23 protein-coding genes and 1 riboswitch are annotated in these 22644 nt (G+C 59.3%); of the genes, 8 read left to right on the forward strand and 15 right to left on the reverse strand.

All coding sequences use genetic code 11. From position 1 onward, the window contains the following. Positions 1 to 14: 14 nt before the first annotated feature. A complete protein-coding gene (locus D5067_RS15830) occupies positions 15 to 1121 on the forward strand; it encodes an ABC transporter permease (RefSeq protein ID WP_119934995.1) in 1107 nt (368 codons plus the stop codon). On the opposite strand, the gene D5067_RS15835 is transcribed toward D5067_RS15830, so the two are convergent. Then, on the reverse strand, positions 1083 to 1493 hold the full coding sequence (locus tag D5067_RS15835; protein WP_115874544.1) for a YbhQ family protein: 411 nt from the start codon (positions 1491 to 1493) through the stop codon (positions 1083 to 1085). The two genes, D5067_RS15830 and D5067_RS15835, sit on opposite strands and share 39 nt — an antisense overlap. A gap of 133 nt (positions 1494 to 1626) precedes the next feature. Here D5067_RS15835 and D5067_RS15840 point away from each other — a divergent pair, with 133 nt between their 5' ends. From D5067_RS15840 to D5067_RS15850, 3 genes are read left to right on the forward strand one after another with little or no spacing between them, the layout of a single operon-like run. Beyond that, positions 1627 to 2388: an endonuclease/exonuclease/phosphatase family protein gene (locus tag D5067_RS15840; protein WP_119934996.1), complete on the forward strand. Its 762-nt coding sequence runs from the start codon at positions 1627 to 1629 to the stop codon at positions 2386 to 2388. Then, complete coding sequence (clsB, locus tag D5067_RS15845; protein WP_119934997.1) at positions 2385 to 3623, forward strand: cardiolipin synthase ClsB; 1239 nt, start codon at positions 2385 to 2387, stop codon at positions 3621 to 3623. The genes D5067_RS15840 and clsB overlap by 4 nt, the downstream gene beginning before the upstream one ends. Further along, positions 3623 to 4585: a lysylphosphatidylglycerol synthase domain-containing protein gene (locus tag D5067_RS15850; protein WP_119934998.1), complete on the forward strand. Its 963-nt coding sequence runs from the start codon at positions 3623 to 3625 to the stop codon at positions 4583 to 4585. Before clsB ends, D5067_RS15850 begins: the two co-directional genes overlap by 1 nt. Before the next feature lie 89 nt (positions 4586 to 4674). On the opposite strand, the gene D5067_RS15855 is transcribed toward D5067_RS15850, so the two are convergent. The 6 genes from D5067_RS15855 to moaA all read right to left on the reverse strand — a co-directional run bounded on the left by D5067_RS15855 (position 4675) and on the right by moaA (position 8148). Then, positions 4675 to 5382 carry a Bax inhibitor-1/YccA family protein gene (locus D5067_RS15855; protein ID WP_119934999.1) on the reverse strand — a complete coding sequence of 236 codons (708 nt, stop codon included), beginning with the start codon at positions 5380 to 5382 and terminating at the stop codon, positions 4675 to 4677. 58 nt (positions 5383 to 5440) lie between these two features. Next, the gene (gene moaE / locus D5067_RS15860) at positions 5441 to 5893 is read right to left on the reverse strand and encodes a molybdopterin synthase catalytic subunit MoaE (RefSeq protein ID WP_119935000.1); all 453 of its coding nucleotides are present in this window, start codon (positions 5891 to 5893) and stop codon (positions 5441 to 5443) included. 1 nt (position 5894) lies between these two features. Further along, positions 5895 to 6140, reverse strand: a complete 246-nt coding sequence (gene moaD, locus D5067_RS15865; protein WP_119935001.1) for a molybdopterin synthase sulfur carrier subunit — start codon at positions 6138 to 6140, stop codon at positions 5895 to 5897. Continuing rightward, positions 6133 to 6618: a cyclic pyranopterin monophosphate synthase MoaC gene (gene moaC, locus D5067_RS15870; protein ID WP_049008689.1), complete on the reverse strand. Its 486-nt coding sequence runs from the start codon at positions 6616 to 6618 to the stop codon at positions 6133 to 6135. The genes moaD and moaC overlap by 8 nt, the downstream gene beginning before the upstream one ends. Positions 6619 to 6621: 3 nt before the next feature. Continuing rightward, entirely contained in the window at positions 6622 to 7134 is a 513-nt protein-coding gene (gene moaB / locus D5067_RS15875) for a molybdenum cofactor biosynthesis protein B (protein ID WP_119935002.1), read from the reverse strand. A gap of 24 nt (positions 7135 to 7158) precedes the next feature. After that, the gene (moaA, locus tag D5067_RS15880; protein WP_119935003.1) at positions 7159 to 8148 is read right to left on the reverse strand and encodes a GTP 3',8-cyclase MoaA; all 990 of its coding nucleotides are present in this window, start codon (positions 8146 to 8148) and stop codon (positions 7159 to 7161) included. After that, positions 8136 to 8270: riboswitch (molybdenum cofactor riboswitch) on the reverse strand. Its footprint overlaps the gene before it by 13 nt. A 226-nt stretch (positions 8271 to 8496) precedes the next feature. On the opposite strand from moaA, the gene yvcK reads away from it, so the two are divergent. Next, a complete protein-coding gene (gene yvcK, locus D5067_RS15885) occupies positions 8497 to 9405 on the forward strand; it encodes a uridine diphosphate-N-acetylglucosamine-binding protein YvcK (protein ID WP_119935004.1) in 909 nt (302 codons plus the stop codon). Positions 9406 to 9477: 72 nt separating this feature from the next. Here yvcK and uvrB read toward each other — a convergent pair whose 3' ends face one another. Next, positions 9478 to 11493, reverse strand: coding sequence for an excinuclease ABC subunit UvrB (gene uvrB / locus D5067_RS15890; protein WP_119935005.1), 2016 nt, complete (start codon positions 11491 to 11493; stop codon positions 9478 to 9480). A gap of 753 nt (positions 11494 to 12246) precedes the next feature. Here uvrB and D5067_RS15895 point away from each other — a divergent pair. Then, positions 12247 to 12969, forward strand: coding sequence for an ABC transporter ATP-binding protein (locus D5067_RS15895; RefSeq protein WP_119935006.1), 723 nt, complete (start codon positions 12247 to 12249; stop codon positions 12967 to 12969). On the opposite strand, the gene bioD is transcribed toward D5067_RS15895, so the two are convergent. Genes bioD through bioB form a run of 4 tightly spaced genes read right to left on the reverse strand, consistent with a single transcriptional unit; the run spans position 12932 to position 16559 of the window. Further along, entirely contained in the window at positions 12932 to 13633 is a 702-nt protein-coding gene (bioD, locus tag D5067_RS15900; protein WP_167456766.1) for a dethiobiotin synthase, read from the reverse strand. The genes D5067_RS15895 and bioD overlap by 38 nt on opposite strands. Continuing rightward, the gene (bioC, locus tag D5067_RS15905; protein ID WP_119935008.1) at positions 13626 to 14381 is read right to left on the reverse strand and encodes a malonyl-ACP O-methyltransferase BioC; all 756 of its coding nucleotides are present in this window, start codon (positions 14379 to 14381) and stop codon (positions 13626 to 13628) included. Before bioC ends, bioD begins: the two co-directional genes overlap by 8 nt. Then, positions 14365 to 15522, reverse strand: coding sequence for an 8-amino-7-oxononanoate synthase (gene bioF, locus D5067_RS15910; protein WP_119935009.1), 1158 nt, complete (start codon positions 15520 to 15522; stop codon positions 14365 to 14367). Before bioF ends, bioC begins: the two co-directional genes overlap by 17 nt. Further along, on the reverse strand, positions 15519 to 16559 hold the full coding sequence (bioB, locus tag D5067_RS15915) for a biotin synthase BioB (RefSeq protein ID WP_119935010.1): 1041 nt from the start codon (positions 16557 to 16559) through the stop codon (positions 15519 to 15521). Before bioB ends, bioF begins: the two co-directional genes overlap by 4 nt. A 68-nt stretch (positions 16560 to 16627) precedes the next feature. Here bioB and bioA point away from each other — a divergent pair, with 68 nt between their 5' ends. Together bioA and D5067_RS15925 are read left to right on the forward strand one after the other, a co-directional pair. Beyond that, positions 16628 to 17935: an adenosylmethionine--8-amino-7-oxononanoate transaminase gene (bioA, locus tag D5067_RS15920; protein ID WP_119935011.1), complete on the forward strand. Its 1308-nt coding sequence runs from the start codon at positions 16628 to 16630 to the stop codon at positions 17933 to 17935. 48 nt (positions 17936 to 17983) lie between these two features. Continuing rightward, positions 17984 to 18460 carry a kinase inhibitor gene (locus D5067_RS15925; protein WP_119935012.1) on the forward strand — a complete coding sequence of 159 codons (477 nt, stop codon included), beginning with the start codon at positions 17984 to 17986 and terminating at the stop codon, positions 18458 to 18460. Positions 18461 to 18563: 103 nt separating this feature from the next. On the opposite strand, the gene hutH is transcribed toward D5067_RS15925, so the two are convergent. The 3 genes from hutH to D5067_RS15940 all read right to left on the reverse strand — a co-directional run bounded on the left by hutH (position 18564) and on the right by D5067_RS15940 (position 22631). After that, positions 18564 to 20084: a histidine ammonia-lyase gene (hutH, locus tag D5067_RS15930; protein WP_119935013.1), complete on the reverse strand. Its 1521-nt coding sequence runs from the start codon at positions 20082 to 20084 to the stop codon at positions 18564 to 18566. Further along, a complete protein-coding gene (hutU, locus tag D5067_RS15935; protein ID WP_119935014.1) occupies positions 20084 to 21769 on the reverse strand; it encodes a urocanate hydratase in 1686 nt (561 codons plus the stop codon). Before hutU ends, hutH begins: the two co-directional genes overlap by 1 nt. Positions 21770 to 21896: 127 nt before the next feature. Next, positions 21897 to 22631, reverse strand: coding sequence for a histidine utilization repressor (locus D5067_RS15940; protein WP_119935015.1), 735 nt, complete (start codon positions 22629 to 22631; stop codon positions 21897 to 21899). Positions 22632 to 22644: the final 13 nt, after the last annotated feature.

Below are 22644 nucleotides of genomic sequence, written 5' to 3' on the forward strand. Positions count from 1 at the left end.
AGGAGGACGACGCGATGTTTCACCGATTATGGACGTTAATACGCAAAGAGCTGCAATCCCTGCTGCGCGAGCCGCAAACCCGCGCCATTCTGGTGCTGCCGGTGCTCATCCAGGTGCTGCTGTTCCCCTTTGCCGCCACCCTTGAGGTCACCAACGCCACCATTGCCGTCTATAACGAAGACAACGGCAAACATTCCGTTGAGCTGACGCAGCGCTTTGCCCGCGCAAAAGCCTTTACCCACGTGCTGCTGCTGAAAAGTCCGCAGGAGATCCAGCCCACTATCGACACGCAGAAAGCCCTGCTGCTGGTGCGCTTCCCGGCCGATTTCTCCCGCAATCTGGATACCTTCCAGACCGCGCCGATGCAGCTGATCCTCGACGGGCGTAACTCCAACAGCGCCCAGATCGCGGCGAACTATCTCCAGCAGGTAGTGAAGGATTATCAGCAGGAGCTGATGGACGGCAAGCCAAAGCCCAACAACAGCGAGCTGGTGGTTCGCAACTGGTATAACCCGAATCTGGACTACAAGTGGTTTGTGGTGCCGTCGCTGATCGCCATGATCACCACCATCGGGGTGATGATCGTCACCTCGCTGTCGGTGGCGCGCGAGCGGGAACAGGGCACGCTCGATCAGCTGCTGGTATCCCCGCTGGCGACCTGGCAGATTTTTGTTGGCAAAGCGGTTCCGGCGCTGATTGTCGCCACCTTCCAGGCCACTATCGTGCTGGGCATTGGCATTTGGGCATACCAGATCCCGTTTGCCGGATCGCTGGCGCTGTTTTACTTCACGATGGTGATTTACGGGCTGTCGCTGGTCGGGTTTGGGCTGTTGATTTCGGCGCTCTGCTCCACGCAGCAGCAGGCGTTTATTGGCGTGTTCGTCTTTATGATGCCGGCGATATTGCTCTCAGGCTACGTCTCACCGGTCGAGAATATGCCGGTGTGGCTGCAGGACCTCACCTGGGTAAACCCGATCCGGCACTTTACGGACATCACCAAGCAAATTTATCTGAAGGACGCGAGTCTGGATATCGTCTGGGGAAGCTTGTGGCCGCTGCTGGTCATCGCGGCCACAACGGGTTCAGTGGCCTATGCGATGTTTAGACGCAACATTGCGTAGTTTTTTCTCTTTGGTAAGTAAAGAGACAACCGCAGGCCCTGCAAGGATTGCCAGACCGGCCAGGGCCAGCAGCAGGTTGTTTTGCAGCACGCGTGACAGAAGCCACAGGACGATCATCGCCGCACCAAAATACCAGGTGGTGGTGAGCTCTTCGAGCACATCACCCACTTCACGCCAGCGTGCTTCATGGTGCCGCTGCAGGAACAGCATCGACAGCACGGTCACGCCGTAAAGTACGCATAACCCTAAGCCAACACGCACCAGCGTGCCGCTCATCCAGCCCATCACCAGTACGGCCACGACCAGTAAATGCAACATTATCTGCCAGCAACTTAAACCCGTTGCGACACGAACACGTTGTTGCCACTTCATGGCTTCTCTCCTGAAGGATTTTTCTCTGCAAGTTCAGACTACCGCACTTTACGGAAAATTCCGTAACGCCGCATCTTTTTGTGACGCCGACTACACTTTATTTTCATCGGGATAGTCATCCAGGAAGGTGTTTATGACCCATAAAACGCAGCATTTCTCACTTAAGGTGCTGACGATTAACATTCATAAGGGCTTCACAGCATTTAACCGCCGCTTCATTTTACCGGAACTGCGCGACGCGGTGCGTACGGTAAGCGCGGACATTGTTTGCCTCCAGGAGGTGATGGGCGCCCACGAGGTGCATCCGATGCATGTCGAAAACTGGCCTGATACTCCCCACTACGAATTTCTGGCCGATACCATGTGGAGCGATTACGCCTACGGGCGCAACGCAGTCTACCCGGAGGGTCATCACGGCAACGCGGTGCTGTCGCGTTTTCCGATTGAACACTACGAGAATCGCGACGTCTCGGTCGGTGAAAGCGAAAAGCGCGGGCTATTGTACTGCCGCATCGCGCCGCCGGAACTCGATTTCCCCATCCACGTGGGCTGTGTTCACCTTGGCCTGCGTGAAGCGCACCGTCAGGCCCAGCTGCAGATGCTGGCCGAGTGGACGAACGCGCTGCCGGAAGGCGAACCCGTGGTTGTCGCTGGCGATTTCAACGACTGGCGGCAGCGGGCCAACCATCCGCTGAAGGTCAAGGCCGGGCTGGAGGAGATTTTCACCCGCGCCCGCGGCAGGCCGGCACGGACATTTCCCGTGCGTTTTCCCCTGCTGCGCCTTGACCGCATCTACGTGAAAAACGCTCATGCCAGCAGCCCTACCGCGCTGGCGTTACTCAACTGGCGACATTTATCAGACCATGCCCCGCTGAGCGCGGAGATCCACTTATGAAATGTTCATGGCAGGAAGGGAATCGAATTACGCTGCTGGAAAATGGCGATAACTTTTATCCGGCGGTCTTTGAGGCCATTAGCCACGCACAGCAGAAAGTCTTTCTTGAAACGTTTATCTGGTTTGAAGACGACGTGGGCAGACAGCTGCACAGCGCGCTGCTGCATGCCGCACGGCGCGGTATTACCATCGAGGTCCTGCTCGACGGATATGGTTCGCCGGATCTCAGCGATGAATTTGTCAACGAACTGACCTCCGCGGGCGTGGTGTTCCGCTACTACGATCCCGGCCCGCGCCTGTTAGGCATGCGCACCAACCTGTTCCGCCGTATGCACCGCAAAATTGTCGTGGTGGATGAAACGGTGGCGTTCGTTGGCGGCATTAACTACTCCGCCGAGCATATGTCGGATTACGGCCCCGAAGCGAAGCAGGACTACGCGATCCGCATCGAAGGGCCGGTGGTTCAGGACATTCAGCTGTTCGTGCTGGAAAACTTACCCGGCAAAGAGGCCGCTCGCCGCTGGTGGCGTCGTCGTCATCGCCCGGAAGAGAACCGCAGGCCGGGTGAAGCTCAGGCGCTGTTTGTCTGGCGGGACAACGAGGAGCACAGGGACGATATCGAGCGTCATTACCTGAAGATGCTGGCGAACGCAAAGCGCGAGGTTATTATCGCCAACGCCTACTTCTTCCCCGGCTACCGTATTTTGCACGCCATGCGCAACGCGGCCCGACGCGGCGTGAGCGTGAAGCTCATCGTGCAGGGCGAGCCCGATATGCCGATTGTGAAGGTGGGCGCGCGTCTGCTTTATCGCTATCTGGTTAAGAGCGGCGTGCAGATTTATGAATACCGCCGCCGCCCGCTGCACGGCAAAGTGGCCCTGATGGATGACCACTGGGCAACCGTTGGTTCGAGCAACCTCGACCCGCTGAGCCTGTCGCTCAATCTGGAGGCGAACCTGATCATCCACGATCGCCAGTTTAATCATACCCTGCGCGAAAACCTTCAGGGGCTTATCGACAAGGACTGCGTGCGGGTGGATCAATCCATGGTGCCCAAGCGCAGCTGGTGGAACGTTGGCGTCGGCGTGGTGGTGTTCCACTTCCTGCGCCACTTCCCGGCCATGGTCGGCTGGCTCCCCGCGCACACGCCGAAGCTTGCGCAGGTGGACCCACCGGTTCAACCCGAAATGGAAACCCAGGACCGCGTAGAAGCGGAAGACGGAGGGAAAACCTGATGTCAAAATCCCATCCACGCTGGCGCGTGGCGAAGAAAATCCTCACCTGGCTGTTCTTTATTGCCGTCGCGGTGCTGCTGGTGGTGTACGCCCAAAAAGTTGACTGGGAAGAGGTGTGGAAGGTTATCCGCAACTACAACCGAACGGTGCTGCTTAGCGCCGTTGGGCTGGTCATCGTAAGCTACCTGATGTACGGCTGTTATGACCTGCTGGGCCGCGCCTACTGCGGCCACAAGCTGGCCAAGCGTCAGGTGATGCTGGTGTCGTTTATCTGTTACGCCTTTAACCTGACGCTGAGCACCTGGGTCGGCGGGATTGGCATGCGCTATCGCTTATATTCGCGCCTCGGCCTGCCGGGTGGGACCATCACGCGCATTTTCTCGTTAAGCATCACCACCAACTGGCTGGGGTATATTCTGCTCGGTGGGGTAATCTTTACCATCGGCGTGGTGCAGCTGCCCGCGCACTGGTATATCGATGAAACCACGCTGCGGATTTTAGGCTTCGTGCTGCTGCTGATCATCGCCGTGTACCTGTGGGCCTGCGCCTTTGCTAAGCGTCGGCATATGACCATCAAAGGGCAAAAGCTGGTGCTGCCCTCGTGGAAATTCGCGGTACTGCAGATGGTGGTCTCCAGCGCCAACTGGATGGCGATGGGGGCGATTATCTGGCTGCTGATTGGCGAAGACGTGAACTACTTCTTCGTGCTCGGCGTGCTGCTGGTGAGCAGCATTGCCGGGGTGATTGTGCATATTCCGGCGGGTATTGGCGTGCTGGAGGCGGTGTTTATCGCGCTGCTTGCGGGGGAACATGTTTCTCATGGCACAATCATCGCCGCCCTGCTGGCATACCGCATGATCTACTACTTCCTGCCGCTGGCGCTGGCGACGGTCTGTTATCTGGTGCTGGAGAGTCGGGCGAAGAAGCTGCGGGCGAAGAACGAGAGGATGTTAGCGAAGTGAATAAGTCGGGTGGCGGCTTCGCCTTACCCGACCTACGGTTCGCGTTTCGTAGGCCGGGTAAGGCGAAGCCGCCACCCGGCAAAGCAACCTTAACGACGGTTGCCCATAATACGCAGCAGCATCAGGAACAGGTTGATAAAGTCCAGATAGAGGGTCAGCGCGCCTACAATCGAGTATTTGCGCAGCGTTGAACTGTCGCGCACGTCAATCTGCTCGCCAATGTTCTTCAGCTTCTGGGTGTCGTAGGCCGTCAGCCCGACGAAGACCACCACCCCGATATAGGTCACGGCCCACATCAGCGCTTCGCTCTTCAGCCACAGGTTCACCAGCGACGCCAGCACGATCCCAATCAGCCCCATAAACAGCATGCTGCCAAAACCGCTCAGGTCACGCTTGGTGGTGTAGCCGTAGAGGCTCATCGCGCCGAACATCCCGCCGGTCACCACAAACGTGCTGGCGATCGAGGCGTAGGTATAGGCGATGAAAATACTGGAGAGCGTTAGCCCGGTCAGCACCGAATAGAGCATAAACAGCGTGGTTGCCATGCCGGCGCTGAGCTTATGCACCATACCGGAAAGGACAAAAACGACCGCCAGCTGCGCAATGATCAGGCCAAAGAAGGTTATTTTGCTCGAGAAGATAAACATCATGATCTCTGGCGTATTTGCCGCATACCACGCGATAAACGCGGTGAGCAGCAGGCCGACCGTCATCCAGCCGTACACCTGAGCCATATACGTCTGCAGGCCGCTACGGGTCTGCTGTACTATTGAATCGGAACGCGGAAATCGGTCCATGATTCACTCCTGATTAAGTTGACACACACGTTAAGACTAACACATCAAACTAAACCTGTTACCAACGGCTGGCCGCCTGCTTGTCGCTGTCGCGGGATTCCACCCACCGGTCGCCTTCCGGCGTCGCTTCACGCTTCCAGAATGGCGCTTTGGTTTTGAGGAAGTCCATAATGAACTCCCCTGCCGCAAAGGCGCTGCTGCGGTGCGCGCTGGTCACCCCGACGAAGACAATCTCCTCGCCTGGCCACATCTCACCGATGCGGTGGATAACCGTCACCCGCCCCAGCGGCCAGCGGCCTCGCGCCTGTTCCACAATCTCCACCAGCGATTTTTCCGTCATGCCCGGATAGTGCTCCAGCGTCAGCGCCTTCACGCTGTCGCCAAGGTTGTGATTACGCACTTTTCCGGTGAAGGTCACCACCGCGCCGTCTTCGTCGCGCTCCGCCAGCCAGTCATATTCCGCACCGACGTTAAAGCGATCCTGGCCGACCACAATTCGGGTTTCCGCCATCTCAGCCCCCTGTAACCGGTGGGAAGAAGGCCACTTCATCCCCTGCTGACAGCGGATGAGAGAACTCCACCAGCGTCTGATTAACGGCAGCCAGCAGCTTGCCTTCGTCCAGGGCCAGCGCCCAGCGGTCGCTTTGCGCGGCCAGATGCGCGCGCAGCGCGGCAACGTTTTCAAACGGCGCGTCCAGCGTCAGGCTGTCAGTATTGACCAGCTCGCGGACCTGCGCAAAAAAGAGCACCTTAATCATGACTGTCCACCTTAAAATCGCCGGATTTGCCGCCGCTTTTCGCCAGCAGACGCACCGGGCCAATCACCATATCTTTCTGCACGGCCTTGCACATATCGTAGATAGTCAGCGCCGCCACGGACGCCGCCGTTAGGGCTTCCATCTCAACGCCGGTTTTACCGGTCAGGCGGCAAAGTGATTCAATGCGCACGCGGCTGTGCTCCGGCTGCGCCTGCAGATTCACCTCCACTTTGCTGAGCATCAGCGGATGGCAGAGGGGAATTAAATCCCAGGTGCGCTTCGCGGCCTGGATCCCGGCGATACGCGCGGTGGCAAAGACGTCGCCCTTGTGGTGGCTGCCGTCGATAATCATCGCCAGCGTTTCTGGCAGCATGGTGACGAACGCTTCGGCGCGCGCCTCGCGCACCGTTTCAGCCTTGGCGGAAACATCCACCATATGCGCTTCACCGGCGGCGTTAATGTGGGTCAGTTGCGACATAGCTTATTTCTTTAAATGAGGGTGGAAATTACACGGACGGGTGCGGGCATCCAGCTGCGGGGCAATAATGTTTTCCCATGCGGTGCGGCACGCTTTGGTCGAACCCGGCATGGCGAAGATTAGCGTCTTGTTCGCCACGCCCGCCACGGCGCGCGACTGCAGCGTGGAGGTGCCAATCTCTTCAAACGAGAGCATTCGGAACACCTCACCGAAGCCTTCCACTTCGCGGTCAAACAGCGGGAGCAGCGCTTCCGGCGCCTGGTCGCCTGCGGTAAAACCGGTGCCGCCGGTGATCAAGACCACCTGCACCTCGTCGCTGGCGATCCACTGTGATACCTGCGCGCGAATGGCGTAGCGGTTCTCTTTGACAATGGCTTTATCAACAACGTGGTGCCCCGCCTCGTGGGCCGCATCGCGCAGCCAGTGGCCGGAGGTGTCATCCTCTTCACCACGGCGGTCAGAAACGGTAAGAATAGCAATACGTGTCGGGATAAATTCTGCGCTTACCTGACTCATCTTCGGATTCCTTCTTAAGACGGTTTACCCGCCAATGTATGACAGGTTTTGAGTAATTCCGGTGTTGCCCTGATGCAGGAAGTGGGTCTGTTTTTTATGCGTCAGCGCTTCAGAAATACGCGCTTCAAGCGCGTCCTGCTGAGCGTCCTCCTCCAGCAGATCGCGGAGATCTACGCCGCCGTCCCCAAACAGGCAGAGGTGCAGCTTGCCGACGGAGGAGACCCTCAGACGGTTGCAGCTGGCGCAGAAGTCTTTCTCATAGGGCATGATCAGTCCAATTTCCCCTTCGTAATCCGGGTGACAAAAGACCTGTGCCGGGCCGTCGCTGCGCTGGCGGATCTGGTGGATCCAGCCGCGCTTCAGCAGCGCGTCGCGCAGCACCATGCCGGAGATATGATGGCGGCGGAACAGCTCGCTGCCCTCGCCGGTTTCCATCAGCTCGATAAAGCGCAGCTGAATGCGGCGCGGTTTGATCCACGCCAGGAAGGTGTCCAGCTGATGATGATTCACATCACGCATCAGAACCGTGTTGACTTTGACTTTGTCGAAACCGGCCGTGAACGCCGCGTCGATACCGTCCATCACCTGCTGGAATTTATCCTGCCCGGTAATGGCGTGGAACTGACGCGCATCGAGGCTATCGACGCTGACGTTTATCGCCGTCAGGCCCGCATCGCGCCAGCTCGCCACGTCACGGGCCATGCGGTACCCGTTAGTGGTGACCGCAATCTGGCGGATACGCTCATTTTCACGCACGGCGGCAATGATGTCGGGGAAATCACGACGCAGTGAGGGCTCCCCACCGGTCAGGCGGACTTTTTCCGTGCCGAGCGCTGAGAAGGCGCGCGTCACGCGGCGCACTTCATCGACGGAGAGAAAGCCGTTATTGGTGACCTTACCCGGCTTGTAGCCATCGGGCAGGCAGTAGGTGCAACGGAAGTTACACACATCGGTAATCGACAGACGTAAGTAGAAAAACTTACGCGCGAAAGCATCAGTAAGTTGTGAAGCCATGTACACCTTTCCAGATACGGGAGGCACAGTCATTTCTTTCTGTACCCTGGTGGCAAAACCGCCACGGCCAGGGCGCCATATCGTTCGACACAGGCGCCAGGGCTAGAGTGTATGTTTTCAAAAACGAAAACGTGGTTATGGCGATAGTAGCGCGTAACTCAACACTTCGCCATTCTCGCTTTTCGCTATATAGTTATATACATAACGACATGATCGTGCATTTTCGTTACAGAATACCTAAAAGTCGCACTTTCGCATTGATATACGTCATTTTGCGTAGGGTGAGCCATCGTCTTTTAGGGGTAGTTAGGTTACTGTTACGCAGATCGAATGAGATAAGGAATGTGTATGCGCAATCGCACTTTTGCGGATCTTGACCGCGTCGTCGCCCTTGGCGGAGGCCACGGTCTGGGACGGGTAATGTCCTCATTATCCTCCCTTGGATCCCGGTTAACAGGGATCGTTACCACAACGGATAACGGAGGCTCAACGGGGCGGATCCGCCGCGCCGAAGGCGGGATTGCCTGGGGTGATATGCGCAACTGTCTTAATCAGTTAATTACGGAGCCGAGCGTGGCTTCCGCGATGTTTGAGTACCGTTTCGGCGGGAATGGCGAGCTTTCCGGGCATAACCTCGGAAATCTGATGCTTAAGGCGCTGGATCACCTGAGCGTGCGGCCTCTTGAGGCGATCAATTTAATCCGTAACCTGCTAAAAGTGGACGCGTTTTTGATTCCGATGTCCGAACATCCGGTGGATTTGATGGCGATAGACGCAGAAGGCCATGAAGTCTATGGTGAGGTAAATATTGACCAGCTCACCGTCGCGCCGAAAGAGCTCATGACCTACCCCAGCGTAGCCGCCACGCGCGAGGCGGTTGAAGCCATCAGCGAAGCGGATTTGATCCTGATCGGTCCGGGCAGTTTTTACACCAGCCTGATGCCGATTATTCTTGTGAAAGAGCTGGCGCAGGCGCTGCGCAGGACGCCGGCTCCGATGGTTTACATCGGCAATCTGGGGCGCGAGCTGAGCCCGGCGGCGGCAAGCCTGTCGCTGGCGGATAAGCTGAATCTGATGGAGCAGTACGTCGGTAAGAAAATTATCGACGGCGTGGTCGTCGGGCCGAATGTGGATGTGTCCGGCATCGGCGATCGGGTGGTGGTACAGGAGCCGCTGGAGGCCAGCGATATCAAATATCGCCACGACCGTCACCTGCTGCGTGAGGCGCTGGAAAAGGCGATTCAGGCGCTGGGTTAGGGCCGCTTTGTGCGGCCTGATGCCCTCACCCCGGCCCTCTCCCACGGGGAGAGGGGGAAAACATGACCTTACTCACGATGCCGCGATGAAAAGATCCCGCAGCTGATGCAGCTGGTCGCGGATCTGCGCCGCCTCTTCGAACTCCAGGTTCTGCGCATGCTGCATCATCTGCCCTTCCAGCTCGTGGATTTTCTGCTGCAGCGCTTTTGGCGTCAGCACAACGGTATCCTCTTCCACCACTGAACGCGCTTTGCCACGGCCCTTCGCTTTGGTCTTGGCAATGTTCTGACCCAGCGCCAGAATATCCACCACCTTCTTGTTCAGACCCTGCGGCGTAATACCGTGCTCTTCGTTGTAGCGATGCTGTTTCTCGCGACGACGTTCCGTTTCGCCAATCGCTTTCGCCATCGACGGGGTGATCTTGTCGCCATACAGAATCGCTTTCCCGTTGACGTTACGCGCGGCGCGGCCAATGGTCTGAATTAACGAACGCTCTGAGCGCAGGAAGCCCTCTTTGTCAGCGTCCAGGATGGCCACCAGAGAGACTTCAGGCATATCCAGACCTTCTCGCAGAAGGTTGATCCCCACCAGCACGTCGAACTCGCCAAGACGCAGGTCGCGGATAATCTCCATACGCTCAACGGTATCGATATCCGAGTGCAGATAACGCACCTTCTCACCGTGCTCTTCCAGATACTCCGTCAGGTCTTCCGCCATGCGTTTGGTTAGCGTGGTGACCAGCACGCGCTCGTTGATGGCCGCGCGGGTACGGATTTCAGAGAGCAGATCGTCCACCTGCGTGGCCACCGGGCGGACCTCAATAATCGGATCCAGCAGCCCGGTCGGACGCACCACCTGATCAACCACGTCCTCACCGGATTTCTCCAGCTCGTAGTTGCCCGGCGTTGCCGATACGTAGATGGTCTGCGGCGCGAGCGCCTCAAACTCTTCAAACTTCATTGGACGGTTATCCAGCGCAGACGGCAGACGGAAACCGTACTCCACCAGCGTCTCTTTACGCGCGCGGTCGCCGCGGTACATCCCGCCAATTTGCGGGATGGTGACGTGGGATTCGTCAATCACCAGCAGCCCATCCGCCGGCAGGTAGTCAAACAGGGTTGGCGGTGCTTCACCCGGCCCGCGCCCGGAGAGATAGCGCGAGTAGTTTTCAATGCCGGAGCAGTAGCCCAACTCGTTCATCATCTCGAGATCGAACTGGGTACGCTGGCTTAAGCGCTGCTCTTCAAGCAGCTTGTTGTTCGCCAGGAGCACTTTACGACGATCGGCCAGCTCGACTTTGATATCTTCCATCGCCTGCACGATACGCTCGCGTGGCGTCACGTAGTGCGTTTTAGGGTAGACGGTGAAGCGCTGGATCACCGACTCAACGTGTCCGGTCAGCGGGTCGAACAGCGACAGCCGTTCAACCTCTTCGTCAAACAGCTCAACGCGCAGCGCCATATCGTCAGATTCTGCCGGGAAGATGTCGATCACCTCACCGCGCACGCGGAAGGTTCCGCGCTGGAACGCCTGATCGTTACGGGCATACTGCAGCTCCGCCAGACGACGGACGATGGCGCGCTGGTCGATGATCATCCCCTGCGTCAGGTGCAGCATCATCTTGAGATAGAGATCCGGATCGCCCAGACCGTAGATGGCAGAGACCGATGCCACCACGACAACATCGCGACGCTCCAGAAGCGCCTTGGTCGCCGACAGACGCATCTGCTCGATATGTTCGTTCACCGAGGCATCCTTCTCGATGAAGGTGTCTGAACTTGGGACATAGGCCTCAGGCTGGTAGTAATCGTAGTAGGAGACGAAATACTCCACCGCGTTATCCGGGAAGAACTCTTTCATCTCACCGTAAAGCTGCGCCGCCAGGGTTTTGTTCGGCGCAAGCACCATCGTGGGGCGTTGTAAATCCGCAATGACGTTGGCGACGGTAAAGGTTTTACCCGAGCCGGTCACACCCAGCAGCGTCTGGTGCGCCAGCCCATCTTCCAGCCCCTCTTCCAGGCGACGGATGGCCTCGGGCTGATCCCCCGAAGGACGAAACGCAGAATTCAGTTTGAACGGTTTACTCATGGGCGACGACCTGATGACGTAATAAGCGGCAGGTGAGTAATTTTACTCGTTGTGGCCAGGAATGCCAGTAAAAAACACTGGATGAAAAACCAGTGGCGTGTAAGGATATTTAGCGTAGCGCATCGTTTGGGCGCGCGTTTTTGATGGAAATTTAAACAGCGACAAGATAAAACACCAACGAACCGGGGTTATCCCCAGAACATTTCCTTTTTTAACATTTGTCAAGCGAGGTAATGATAGTTTTATGGCAACGGGTGACACTTTCATTACGGCAATTGCTTTTATCTAACCTGCTAAATAGTAAATGATATTTTCTAAAGCCGCGTTTCGCACCAATTTGCGCGTAACCCGCGTATTCTCTCGCTTACCGTGTGTTTTCTAACTCTAATGCACATGGTTATCCACAGGAATAGTGGATAACTGCTTCCAGCCCGTACGGACCGCCACTCGGCAAATTCCCGGTTTTTCCCACGAAGCGGCGACAAAAAATTTTTATATCTCTTTTTTGATGATAAACAGTTGCGTCATACATAACCAATCGATGAGATCTTACTCACATTTCAGCCATTCTGCTGCCCTGCACCATAACCCACCCGACCCGGCACTACCGCTGTGCAACAGTGTAATCTTCTGCCTGCCTCCCTGAGGCGCATTCTTAAAAAAGTCTCTTTTTTAATCAGATTATCGGTTCTGGCAGGCGTTTTGCACATGATTATGCGGGCCTTCCCCCTACGCATTTTTAAGGAGAGAAAGATGTTGAGTCTGCGCGCGGTCAATCAGTTTTACGGAAGCCAACATACGCTATGGAATGTCGATTTGGATTTACCCCCGGGCTTATGCACGGGCGTGGTGGGCCTGCCGGGAATGGGTAAAACCACTCTGATCAATTGCATCACCGGCAATATTCCCGTGGAGAGCGGCACCATCATCTGGCATGAAGCTGGCGCCCCGCCAAGAGATTTACTCAGCCAGGCGCCGGCGCAGCACGCAGAGCCGGGAATCGGCTATGTTTCACAGGACAGGCGGATATTTTCTCAACTGACCATTGAAGAGAATCTGCACGTCGCCATGCGGGCGACGGGCCAGACCGCCTCAGCGGCGAAAAGCGACATTTTCGAACTCTTTCCGCAGCTCTATCCGCTGCGACAAAGCCGTGCAAACGGGCTATCGCCTGACGATCGGTACCAGCTCGCCCTCGCCAACGCGCTGGTGAGCCGTCCCCGCGTGCTGATCCTTGATGAGCCAATGCTGGGTGCCGGGCACAGCTTTGCCCAGAGGCTGGGGCAGCTGCTGGCGCGCCTGAGTAGGGAACTGGGAATGACGGTACTGTTAGCCGAGCAGCAGCTGTCGTTTGTCCGCCGCGTTGCGGACCGTTTCTGCATGCTCTACCGCGGGCGTAACGTGGCGCAGGGCCACGTTAACGAACTGGATGACGAGCTTATCGCCCACTGGATGTCGCTGGACGCAAGGCGCTGATGTCGAGATAGCGCCCGGTTTCGGCATTTTCCGCGCCTTCTGCAAGCCACGGGATCTCACCAAGAAACGGAGCGGGCAGCACCCGCCTGAGCGTCACCAGATACTCCTGATGGCGTTTACCCGGCGCAACCACGTCGTTGGCTATCCAGCCCGCCAGCGGCAATCCTGCCTGCTGTACGGCCTGCGCGGTCAGCATAGCGTGGTTGATACAGCCCAGCTTCACGCCGACCACCAGAATGACGGGAAGCCGCTCGGCCTGCGCCCAGTCAGCAAAGGTCTGTTCTTCGGACAGGGGCGTAAACCAGCCGCCGGCCCCCTCCACCAGCACCCAGTCCGCCCGGCTTTCCAGAGCGCGTAGTCCGGCAGACATAACGGCAAAATCAATCGGGCGCCCTTCGTCGGCGCTGATGATATGGGGCGATGTCGGCTCTGCAAAGGTGTACGGATTTACCGCCGCGTAGGCAAGCTCAAGCGTGCTGTTGCGCTGCAGCGCTAATGCGTCGGTATTGCGTAATCCTTCCGGCGTCATCTCGCTGCCAGAGGCGACGGGCTTATACCCGGCGGTGGTTTTTCCCTGTAAACGGGCAGCCTGCAGCAGGGCAGCGCTGGCAACCGTTTTGCCCACTTCGGTATCCGTTCCGGTGACAAAATAGCGTTCAGTCACGTTCGATAATCCCATGAAAAAGTTGATAAGAAAGCGGGAAGCTGCCCTGCACCTGTGGCCAGGCCAGCTCCAGACGCCGTAACTGCCCGCGGGTCAGCGGCTTGCTCTCCCGTCCGGCATGCAGATGCGTGGCGCCGATCCCCTTCAGGGAGCGCATGGCGCTTAAGGCATCGCTGAACGTGAGGGTGACCGTCTGTACCTCGCTGCGGTAGCGCCAGCCGCCGAGCGCCTGCGCGACCGCCTCCTGCGATAAGAATCGGTTGGCGTGCGGCTGCCGATCTACCGCCTTCCACGCCTGATTCAGCTCCGGCAGCGAGCTTTCCAGCAGGGTGGTAAACGCCACCTTCCCGCCCGGCCGCGCCGTGCGGTAAAGCTCACCTAACGCCTGCGGCAGGCTGCCGCACCACTGCACGGCCAGATGGCTCCAGACGAGGTCAAACTGCGCGTCCGGCAGCGGGATCGCTTCGATATCGGCCACCAGATACCGGTCAGCCGACCGGTTCTGCCGCGCTTCATCAAGCATCTGAGCAGACAAATCGATGGCCGTGACGTGGCTTCCCGCGTCGCGCCAGTAGCGGCTGTTGCTCCCGGGTCCGCAACCGGCGTCCAGCACCCGTGGGAAGGTATTCTCGCCGAGCGAACGAAGTAATCCCTGCGCGCTCAGGCGCTGGAGCTCATCGTGCTGCGAATAGCTTTGCGCTGCCCGGCCGAACGCCGCGGCAATAGCCTGTTTATTGACTGGCGACACGTAACGCCTCCAGAAGTGCATCAACGTCCTGCGCGCGATGCGCCGCCGTGAGCGTCAGGCGCAGGCGCGCGGTGCCCGACGGGACGGTTGGCGGACGAATGGCGGTGACCCACATCCCGCGCTCGCGCAGCCGGTACGCCAGCGCTAGTGCACGGCTGTTATCACCGACAATCACCGGCTGGATGGCGCTCTGCGAATCGGGGCTGTGGAAGGGTAATGACCGCAGCCCCCGGCGGAATTGGCGGATGTGATCCGCCAGCCGCTGGCGGCGTTCGTCGCCTTCCGCGCTACGAACGATCGCCATCGACGCGCTCAGCGCCACGGCCTGCGCGGGGGGCATGCTGGTGCTATAAATCAGATGACGCGCGAACTGCAGCAGGTAGTCCGCGACGGACTCGCTGCATAACACCGCCGCACCGCTCACGCCAAAGCCCTTGCCGAAGGTGACAATCAGCAGCTCCGGCTTCACGTTTTGCTGATGCGCGCTGCCGCGACCTTCGTCGCCCATTACGCCAATGCCGTGGGCGTCGTCGACCAGCAGCCAGGCGTTTTGCCGTTTTGCGGCTTCGTGCAGCGCGGCAAGCGGCGCGCTGTCGCCGTCCATGCTGAACACCCCTTCTGTTATCGCCAGCTGTTGTCCGTCGCAGGGTTTATCGAGCAGCGCAGCAAGCTGCCCCGCATCGTTATGGGCAAACCGCCGCAGCTGTGCCGGGCTGAGGCTTGCCGCTTCCAGCAGCGAGGCGTGGCTAAGCCGATCGGCGACGATGCGGTCATTTTTGTTCATCAGCGCGGCAATCACCGCCTGATTGGCGGCAAAGCCGGAGATAAACAGCAGCGCGCGCGGGTAGCCCAGCCAGTCGGCCAGCGCTTCTTCCAGCGCCTGATGCGCCGTAGTGTAGCCGCTGACGTGGCCCGAACCGCCGCTGCCTACGCCAAACCGCTCCGCGCCCTGCTGCCATGCGCGAACGACCTGCGGATGCTGGCTCAGGCCGAGGTAATCGTTGCTGGAAAAATTACAGAAGCGCTGGCCCTCGCGAGTGAGAAAACGGCCTGCGCCGTTCTCCACGACGCGGCGAACGCGCAAAGCGTCCGCCGCCCGACGTTCTTCCAGCGCGGTATTGATACGCGCCTGCCAGGTCATACGGCGGCCGCGTTGTAGAACTGTTCGGTATCGGCGTTAAAAATCTGCTGCTCCAGCTTTTGCTGCTGCTCGTTGTCGCCCGTCAGCACCTCGGTCTGGTGCGGGTTCAGCCCCAGCTTGCGGAACAGCTGTACGTCTTTGTCCTCTTCCGGGTTCGGCGTGGTCAGCAGCTTGCAGCCGTAGAAGATTGAGTTGGCGCCGGCCATAAAGCACATCGCCTGCGTCTGCTCGCTCATCTGCTCGCGGCCGGCAGACAGGCGCACGAAGGAGGTCGGCATCATGATGCGCGCCACCGCGATGGTGCGGATAAAATCAAACGCATCCACGTCCTCGTTGTCCGCCATCGGCGTGCCCTTGACCTTGACCAGCATGTTGATCGGCACGCTTTCCGGCGGCGTGGGCAGGTTCGCCAGCTGTAACAGCAGACCCGCACGATCCTTCACGGTTTCGCCCAAGCCCACGATGCCGCCGGAACAGACCTTGATCCCCGCATCGCGCACTTTATCCAGCGTGTCCAGCCGCTCCTGGTAGGTGCGCGTGGTGATAACGTTGCCGTAGAACTCCGGGGACGTGTCGAGGTTGTGGTTGTAGTAATCCAGCCCTGCCGCCGACAGGCGCTGCGCCTGATCGTCGTTCAGCGTGCCCAGGGTCATGCAGGCCTCAAGCCCCATCTCCTTCACGCCTTTGACCATCTGCTCCAGATAGGGCATGTCGCGGTCGTGCGGATTTTTCCACGCGGCGCCCATGCAGAAGCGGGTCGAACCTGCGTTCTTCGCCTTGCGCGCCGAGTCGAGAACCTGCTCCACTTCCATCAGGCGTTCAGACTCCAGCCCGGTTTTATAGCGCGCGCTCTGCGGGCAGTATTTACAGTCTTCCGGGCAGGCGCCGGTCTTGATCGACAGCAGCGTGCTGACCTGAACGTGGCGCGGGTCGAAATGCTGACGGTGTACCTGCTGAGCTTCAAACATCAGCTCCAGGAAAGGTTTATTGAATAATTCAGTGACTTGCGACATCGTCCAGCGTGCGTGGTGAGCCATTGGGCTTCTCCAAAGGGTTTTGTTAATTGTCGGTTCGGTTTATACTCGTAAACCTAAAACTTTTCAAAATGGTTTACAAGTCGATTATGACCCAGGACGATCTCGCCTTCGACAAGCAGCATATCTGGCACCCTTACACCTCTACGACCCGCCCCCTGCCCGTCTACCCGGTGGCCTCGGCCCACGGCTGCGAGCTGCATCTCGCCAGCGGCGAGCAGCTCGTTGACGGCATGTCCTCCTGGTGGGCGGCCATTCACGGGTACAATCACCCGCGCCTGAATGCGGCGATGAAAGCGCAGATTGACCAGATGTCGCACGTGATGTTTGGCGGAATCACCCATCAGCCTGCGGTGGATTTATGCCGCCGTCTGGTGTCGATGACGCCCGACTCGCTGGAGTGCGTGTTCCTGGCCGACTCCGGCTCCGTGGCGGTGGAAGTGGCGATGAAAATGGCGCTGCAGTACTGGCATGCGAAGGGCGAAACGCGCCAGCGGTTCCTCACCTTCCGCAACGGCTACCACGGGGATACCTTCGGGGCGATGTCGGTGTGCGATCCGGACAACTCCATGCACAGCCTGTGGAAGGGTTATCTGCCGGAAAACTTGTTTGCCCCGGCCCCGCAGAGCCGCTTCGACGGCGAGTGGGACGAGATGGACATGGTGGGCTTTGCGCGGCTGATGGCGGCACATCGTCATGAAATCGCGGCCGTGATCCTGGAGCCGATTGTGCAGGGCGCAGGCGGGATGCGGATGTACCATCCGGAATGGCTGAGGCGTATTCGCAGGATGTGCGACCGCGAGGGCATTCTGCTGATTGCCGATGAGATCGCCACCGGCTTTGGCCGCACCGGCAGGCTGTTTGCCTGCGAGCATGCGGGCATTGCCCCGGATATTCTGTGTCTGGGCAAGGCCCTGACCGGCGGCACCATGACGCTCTCCGCCACCCTCACTACCCGCCACGTAGCCGACACCATCAGCGACGGCGAAGCGGGCTGCTTTATGCACGGGCCGACGTTTATGGGCAACCCGCTGGCCTGCGCGGTAGCCGGCGAAAGCCTCGCCATACTGGAGAGCGGCGAGTGGCAAACGCAGGTTGCGGCGATTGAGACGCAGCTCAGGCAAGAGCTGGACGCTGCCTCCGCTTCAGACTTCGTCGCGGACGTTCGCGTGCTGGGTGCCATCGGGGTCATTGAGACAACGCACCCGGTAAACATGGCGGCGCTGCAGCGCTTCTTCGTTGACCAGGGCGTCTGGGTGCGTCCCTTCGGCAAGCTTATCTACCTGATGCCGCCGTACATCATTACGCCGGAACAGCTGGGTAAATTAACGGCCGCGGTCGTTACAGCCGTTAACATTCCCGCGCATTTCATGATTTAACCCCATGCGTTACACTTGCTGAACGAGCGATCAACGAGGGTAAACCCTATGAAAATCATCAGTAAAGATCTGCGCGACGGCGATAAGCTGCCGGAACGCCACGTTTTCAACGGCATGGGCTATCAGGGGGACAATATCTCCCCGCACCTGGCATGGGACGAGGTTCCTGCCGGAACCAAGAGCTTTGTCGTGACCTGCTACGACCCGGACGCGCCGACCGGCTCCGGCTGGTGGCACTGGATTGTGGCAAACCTGCCTGCGGATACGCGCGTGCTGCCGCAGGGCTCCGGCTCCGACCTGGTTGCCCTGCCTGAGGGCGCCATTCAGACGCGCACTGACTTTGGTAAAGCGGGCTACGGCGGCGCGGCGCCGCCAAAAGGCGAGACCCACCGCTATATCTTCACGGTGCACGCGCTGGACGTAGAGAAGATTGAGGTCGATGAAGGGGCGAGCGGCGCGATGGTCGGCTTTAACGTGCACTTCCATACGCTCGGCAGCGCGTCAATTACGGCGATGTATTCGTAATAGTGCGGGCTGATGCCCTCACCCCGGCCCTCTCCCACAGGGAGAGGGCGAAAACCTGACAGTTCCCTCTCCCTTTGGGAGAGGGTTAGGGTGAGGATAAATATTACAGCACCGAAGGCAACAACCCCACCAGCCGCCCCTCTTCCAGAAGCTGCATCGCTTTATCAATATCCGGCGCAAAGAAGCGGTCGTCATCGTAATGCGTGACGTGCTCGCGCAGCGCCTGACGCGCCTGCTCCAGCAGCGGGCTGGATTTCAGCCCTTCACGCAGATCGATACCCTGACTTGCCGCCAGCCACTCTACCGCCAGCACGCCGCGGGTGTTAGAGGCCATTTCCCAGAGACGACGCCCGGCAGCCGGTGCCATCGAAACGTGATCTTCCTGGTTCGCCGAGGTGGGCAGGCTGTCTACGCTGTGCGGATGCGACAGCGCTTTGTTCTCGCTCGCCAGCGCCGCGGCCGTCACCTGGGCAATCATAAAGCCCGAGTTGACCCCGCCGTTGCGCACCAGGAACGGCGGCAGCTGGGACATGTGTTTATCCATCATCAGCGCAATGCGACGTTCGGATAAGGCCCCCACTTCGGCAATCGCCAGGGCGAGATTATCCGCCGCCATCGCCACCGGCTCGGCGTGGAAGTTGCCGCCGGAGACCACCTCGTTTTCCTGAGCGAATACCAGCGGGTTATCGGACACCGCGTTGGCTTCCACCAGCAGCACCTCGGCTGCCTGGCGCAGCTGCGTCAGGCACGCGCCCATCACCTGCGGCTGGCAGCGCAGGGAATACGGGTCCTGAACCTTCTCGCAGTTATGGTGTGAATCGGCAATTTCGCTGGTGTCGGTAAGCACGTGACGGTACATCGCCGCGGCGTCAATCTGCCCGCGCTGGCCGCGCACCTCGTGGATGCGGGCATCGAACGGACGACGGGAGCCCAGCACGGCTTCGGTAGTCAGCGCACCGCAGACCACCGCCGAGGCAAAGAGGTCTTCCGCTTCGAACAGGCCGCGCAGCGCAAAAGCGGTCGATGCCTGCGTGCCGTTCAGCAGCGCCAGCCCCTCTTTTGCCGCCAGCGTAATCGGCGCCAGGCCCGCTTTTTTCAGCGCCTCCCGTGCCGGAAGCCATTCGCCCTGCCAGCGGGCCTGACCTTCGCCCAGAAGCAGCAGGGACATATGCGCCAGCGGTGCCAGGTCGCCGGAGGCGCCAACGGAGCCTTTCGCCGGGATCCACGGATAAACTTCCGCATTGACCAGCGCCATCAGCGCCTGAATCACGCTCAGGCGAATGCCGGAAAAGCCGCGCGCCAGGCTGTTGATTTTGAGCACCATCATCAGACGCACAATCTCATCATCCAGCGGCTGACCAACGCCCGCCGCGTGCGACAGCACCAGCGAGCGCTGTAAGTTTTCCAGGTCGTGCGTTGCGATGCGCGTCTGCGCCAGCAGGCCAAACCCGGTGTTGATCCCGTAGGCGGTACGCCCTTCGGCAACGATGGCCTCCACGCAGGCAACGCTGTCGTTTATGCCGCGGTGGGCGCTTTCATCAAGCGTAAGCGCGACCGGCTGACGCCAGACGCTGCGCAGCTGTTTGAGCGTCAGCGAGCCGGGAGTGAGTGTTAATGCATTCATTATTGCTTTCCTTGTGTGGCAGGGATCATCGGCAGGTTCAGCCCCTGCTCTGTGGCACAGTCAATCGCAATCTCGTAACCCGCATCCGCGTGACGCATCACGCCGGTTGCCGGGTCGTTATGCAGCACGCGAGCGATACGCGCTGCCGCTTCATCGGTTCCGTCGCAGACGATAACCATCCCCGAATGCTGGGAGAAGCCCATCCCTACGCCGCCGCCGTGGTGCAGCGACACCCAGGTCGCGCCGCTGGCGGTATTCAGCAGGGCGTTGAGCAATGGCCAGTCGGAGACGGCATCGGAGCCGTCGCGCATGGCTTCGGTTTCGCGGTTCGGGCTGGCAACGGAGCCGGAGTCCAGGTGGTCACGGCCAATGACGATCGGCGCGGAAACTTCCCCGCTGCGCACCATTTCGTTGAAGGCCAGGCCGAGTTTTTGCCGCCACTCCAGCCCTACCCAGCAGATGCGCGCCGGCAGGCCCTGGAAGTTAATGCGCTCGCGCGCCATGTCCAGCCAGCGGTGCAGATGTTCGTCGTCGGCGACAATTTCTTTCACTTTGGCGTCGGTTTTATAGATGTCCTCCGGGTCACCGGAGAGGGCAACCCAGCGGAACGGGCCGATGCCGCGGCAGAACAGCGGACGAATGTAGGCAGGAACAAACCCCGGGAAGTCGAAGGCGTCACTCACGCCCATCTCTTTCGCCATCTGACGAATATTGTTCCCGTAGTCGAAGGTCGGAACCCCCATCCTGCTGAAGGCCAGCATGGCGGAGACGTGTTCCGCCATGGATTCTTTGGCGGCAAGCACCGTCCCTTCCGGATCGGTTTCCGCTTTTTGCTGGTAGGTTTCCCACGTCCAGCCTTTCGGCAGATAGCCGTGGAGCGGGTCATGGGCGCTGGTCTGGTCGGTGACGAGATCCGGACGCACCCCGCGGGCCACAAGCTCAGGAAGAATATCGGCCGCGTTACCGCACAGGGCAATCGACACGGCTTTTCCTTCGGAAGCGTATTTTTTGATGCGCGCCAGCGCGTCATCCAGGTCGGCTGCCTGTTCGTCGACGTAGCGGGTGCGCAGGCGGAAATCGATACGGCTCTGCTGACACTCAATGTTTAGCGAGCAGGCACCGGCAAGCGTCGCGGCCAGCGGCTGCGCGCCGCCCATTCCACCGAGGCCCGCGGTGAGTACCCAGCGGCCCTTCAGCGAACCGTTATAGTGCTGACGACCCGCTTCGACGAAGGTTTCATAGGTGCCCTGCACAATCCCCTGGCTGCCGATGTAGATCCAACTTCCCGCCGTCATCTGGCCGTACATTGCCAGCCCGTTGGCGTCCAGCTCGTTGAAGTGCTCCCAGGTCGCCCAGTGCGGGACCAGGTTCGAGTTGGCGATCAGCACGCGCGGCGCGTTGGTGTGGGTTTTGAACACCCCCACCGGCTTGCCGGACTGCACCAGCAGGGTTTCATCGGATTCGAGGTGAGTGAGGGATTCGACAATGGCGTCATAGCACTCCCAGTTGCGCGCGGCGCGGCCAATGCCGCCGTAGACCACCAGCTCGTGGGGATTCTCCGCAACCTCCGGGTCGAGGTTGTTCATCAACATGCGCAGCGGTGCTTCGGTGAGCCAGCTTTTTGCAGTGAGCGCGGTGCCGCGCGGGGCGCGGACGTCCTGCTGGCGGTATTTACCTGACGACATTGTGTGTTCCTCATACGGGACAGATGATGTATTTAGATATACTTGTATAGACAAGCACACACAAGGCTGGATTTAACAAAAAAGATACAATTTTGTTATATTGCGTTAGCGATCACGCTTATAAAACTTATGACATAAAGTGGCCCTGCAGCCGGTAGCGGTTACCGGGGAAAAGCAGCCTCGCATGGGATACGATCTGCGAGGCGGACCAGGTGCGGCGGCGAATGAGCAGGCACGGATCGTGCTCCTTGATGCGCAGCAGCTCGCACTCCTGCAGCGAGGCGCGAACCGCTTCAACGATATGCTCCCCTTCCGTCAGCGGCGCGACCAGCGAGAGATACGCGTGTGGCGTAGTGTGGGTGTAATCCTGGTTCAGGTACTCCGGCACGCGCCCGGCGTTAACGCAGCGATCTTCAATCTGCACCGGGATATCGTTCTCAAAGTGCACCATCACCGAATGGAATATCCGGGTTCCCTCTTTTACGTTCAGCTCCACCGCCTGCTCGGCGCTGGCCTGCGTTTCTTCCAGGACCAGAACCTCACAGCGATGCTGATGGCTGCGCGCGGCTATCTCATCGGCAATGCTGCGGATCTCAAACAGGGCAGACTGTCCTTTCGGTTCCGCGACAAAGGTTCCGACGCCCTGCAGACGGACCAGCAGCCCCTCGTCCGTGAGTTCACGCAGCGCCCGGTTGACGGTCATGCGGCTAAAGCCAAACTGCGCGACCAGCTCGGCCTCGGACGGAATGCGATCGTGCGGACGCCAGACGCCGGCCGCGATTTTTTCGCTGATTGCCCGCTTCACCTTTTCGTAGAAAGGCGCGGGAGGGCTCGGTTGCGGCAGGGGTGAGCGTGAAAACATCGTGACTCCTTGA

It is taken from the genome of Enterobacter huaxiensis, assembly GCF_003594935.2.
Lineage (GTDB): Bacteria > Pseudomonadota > Gammaproteobacteria > Enterobacterales > Enterobacteriaceae > Enterobacter > Enterobacter huaxiensis.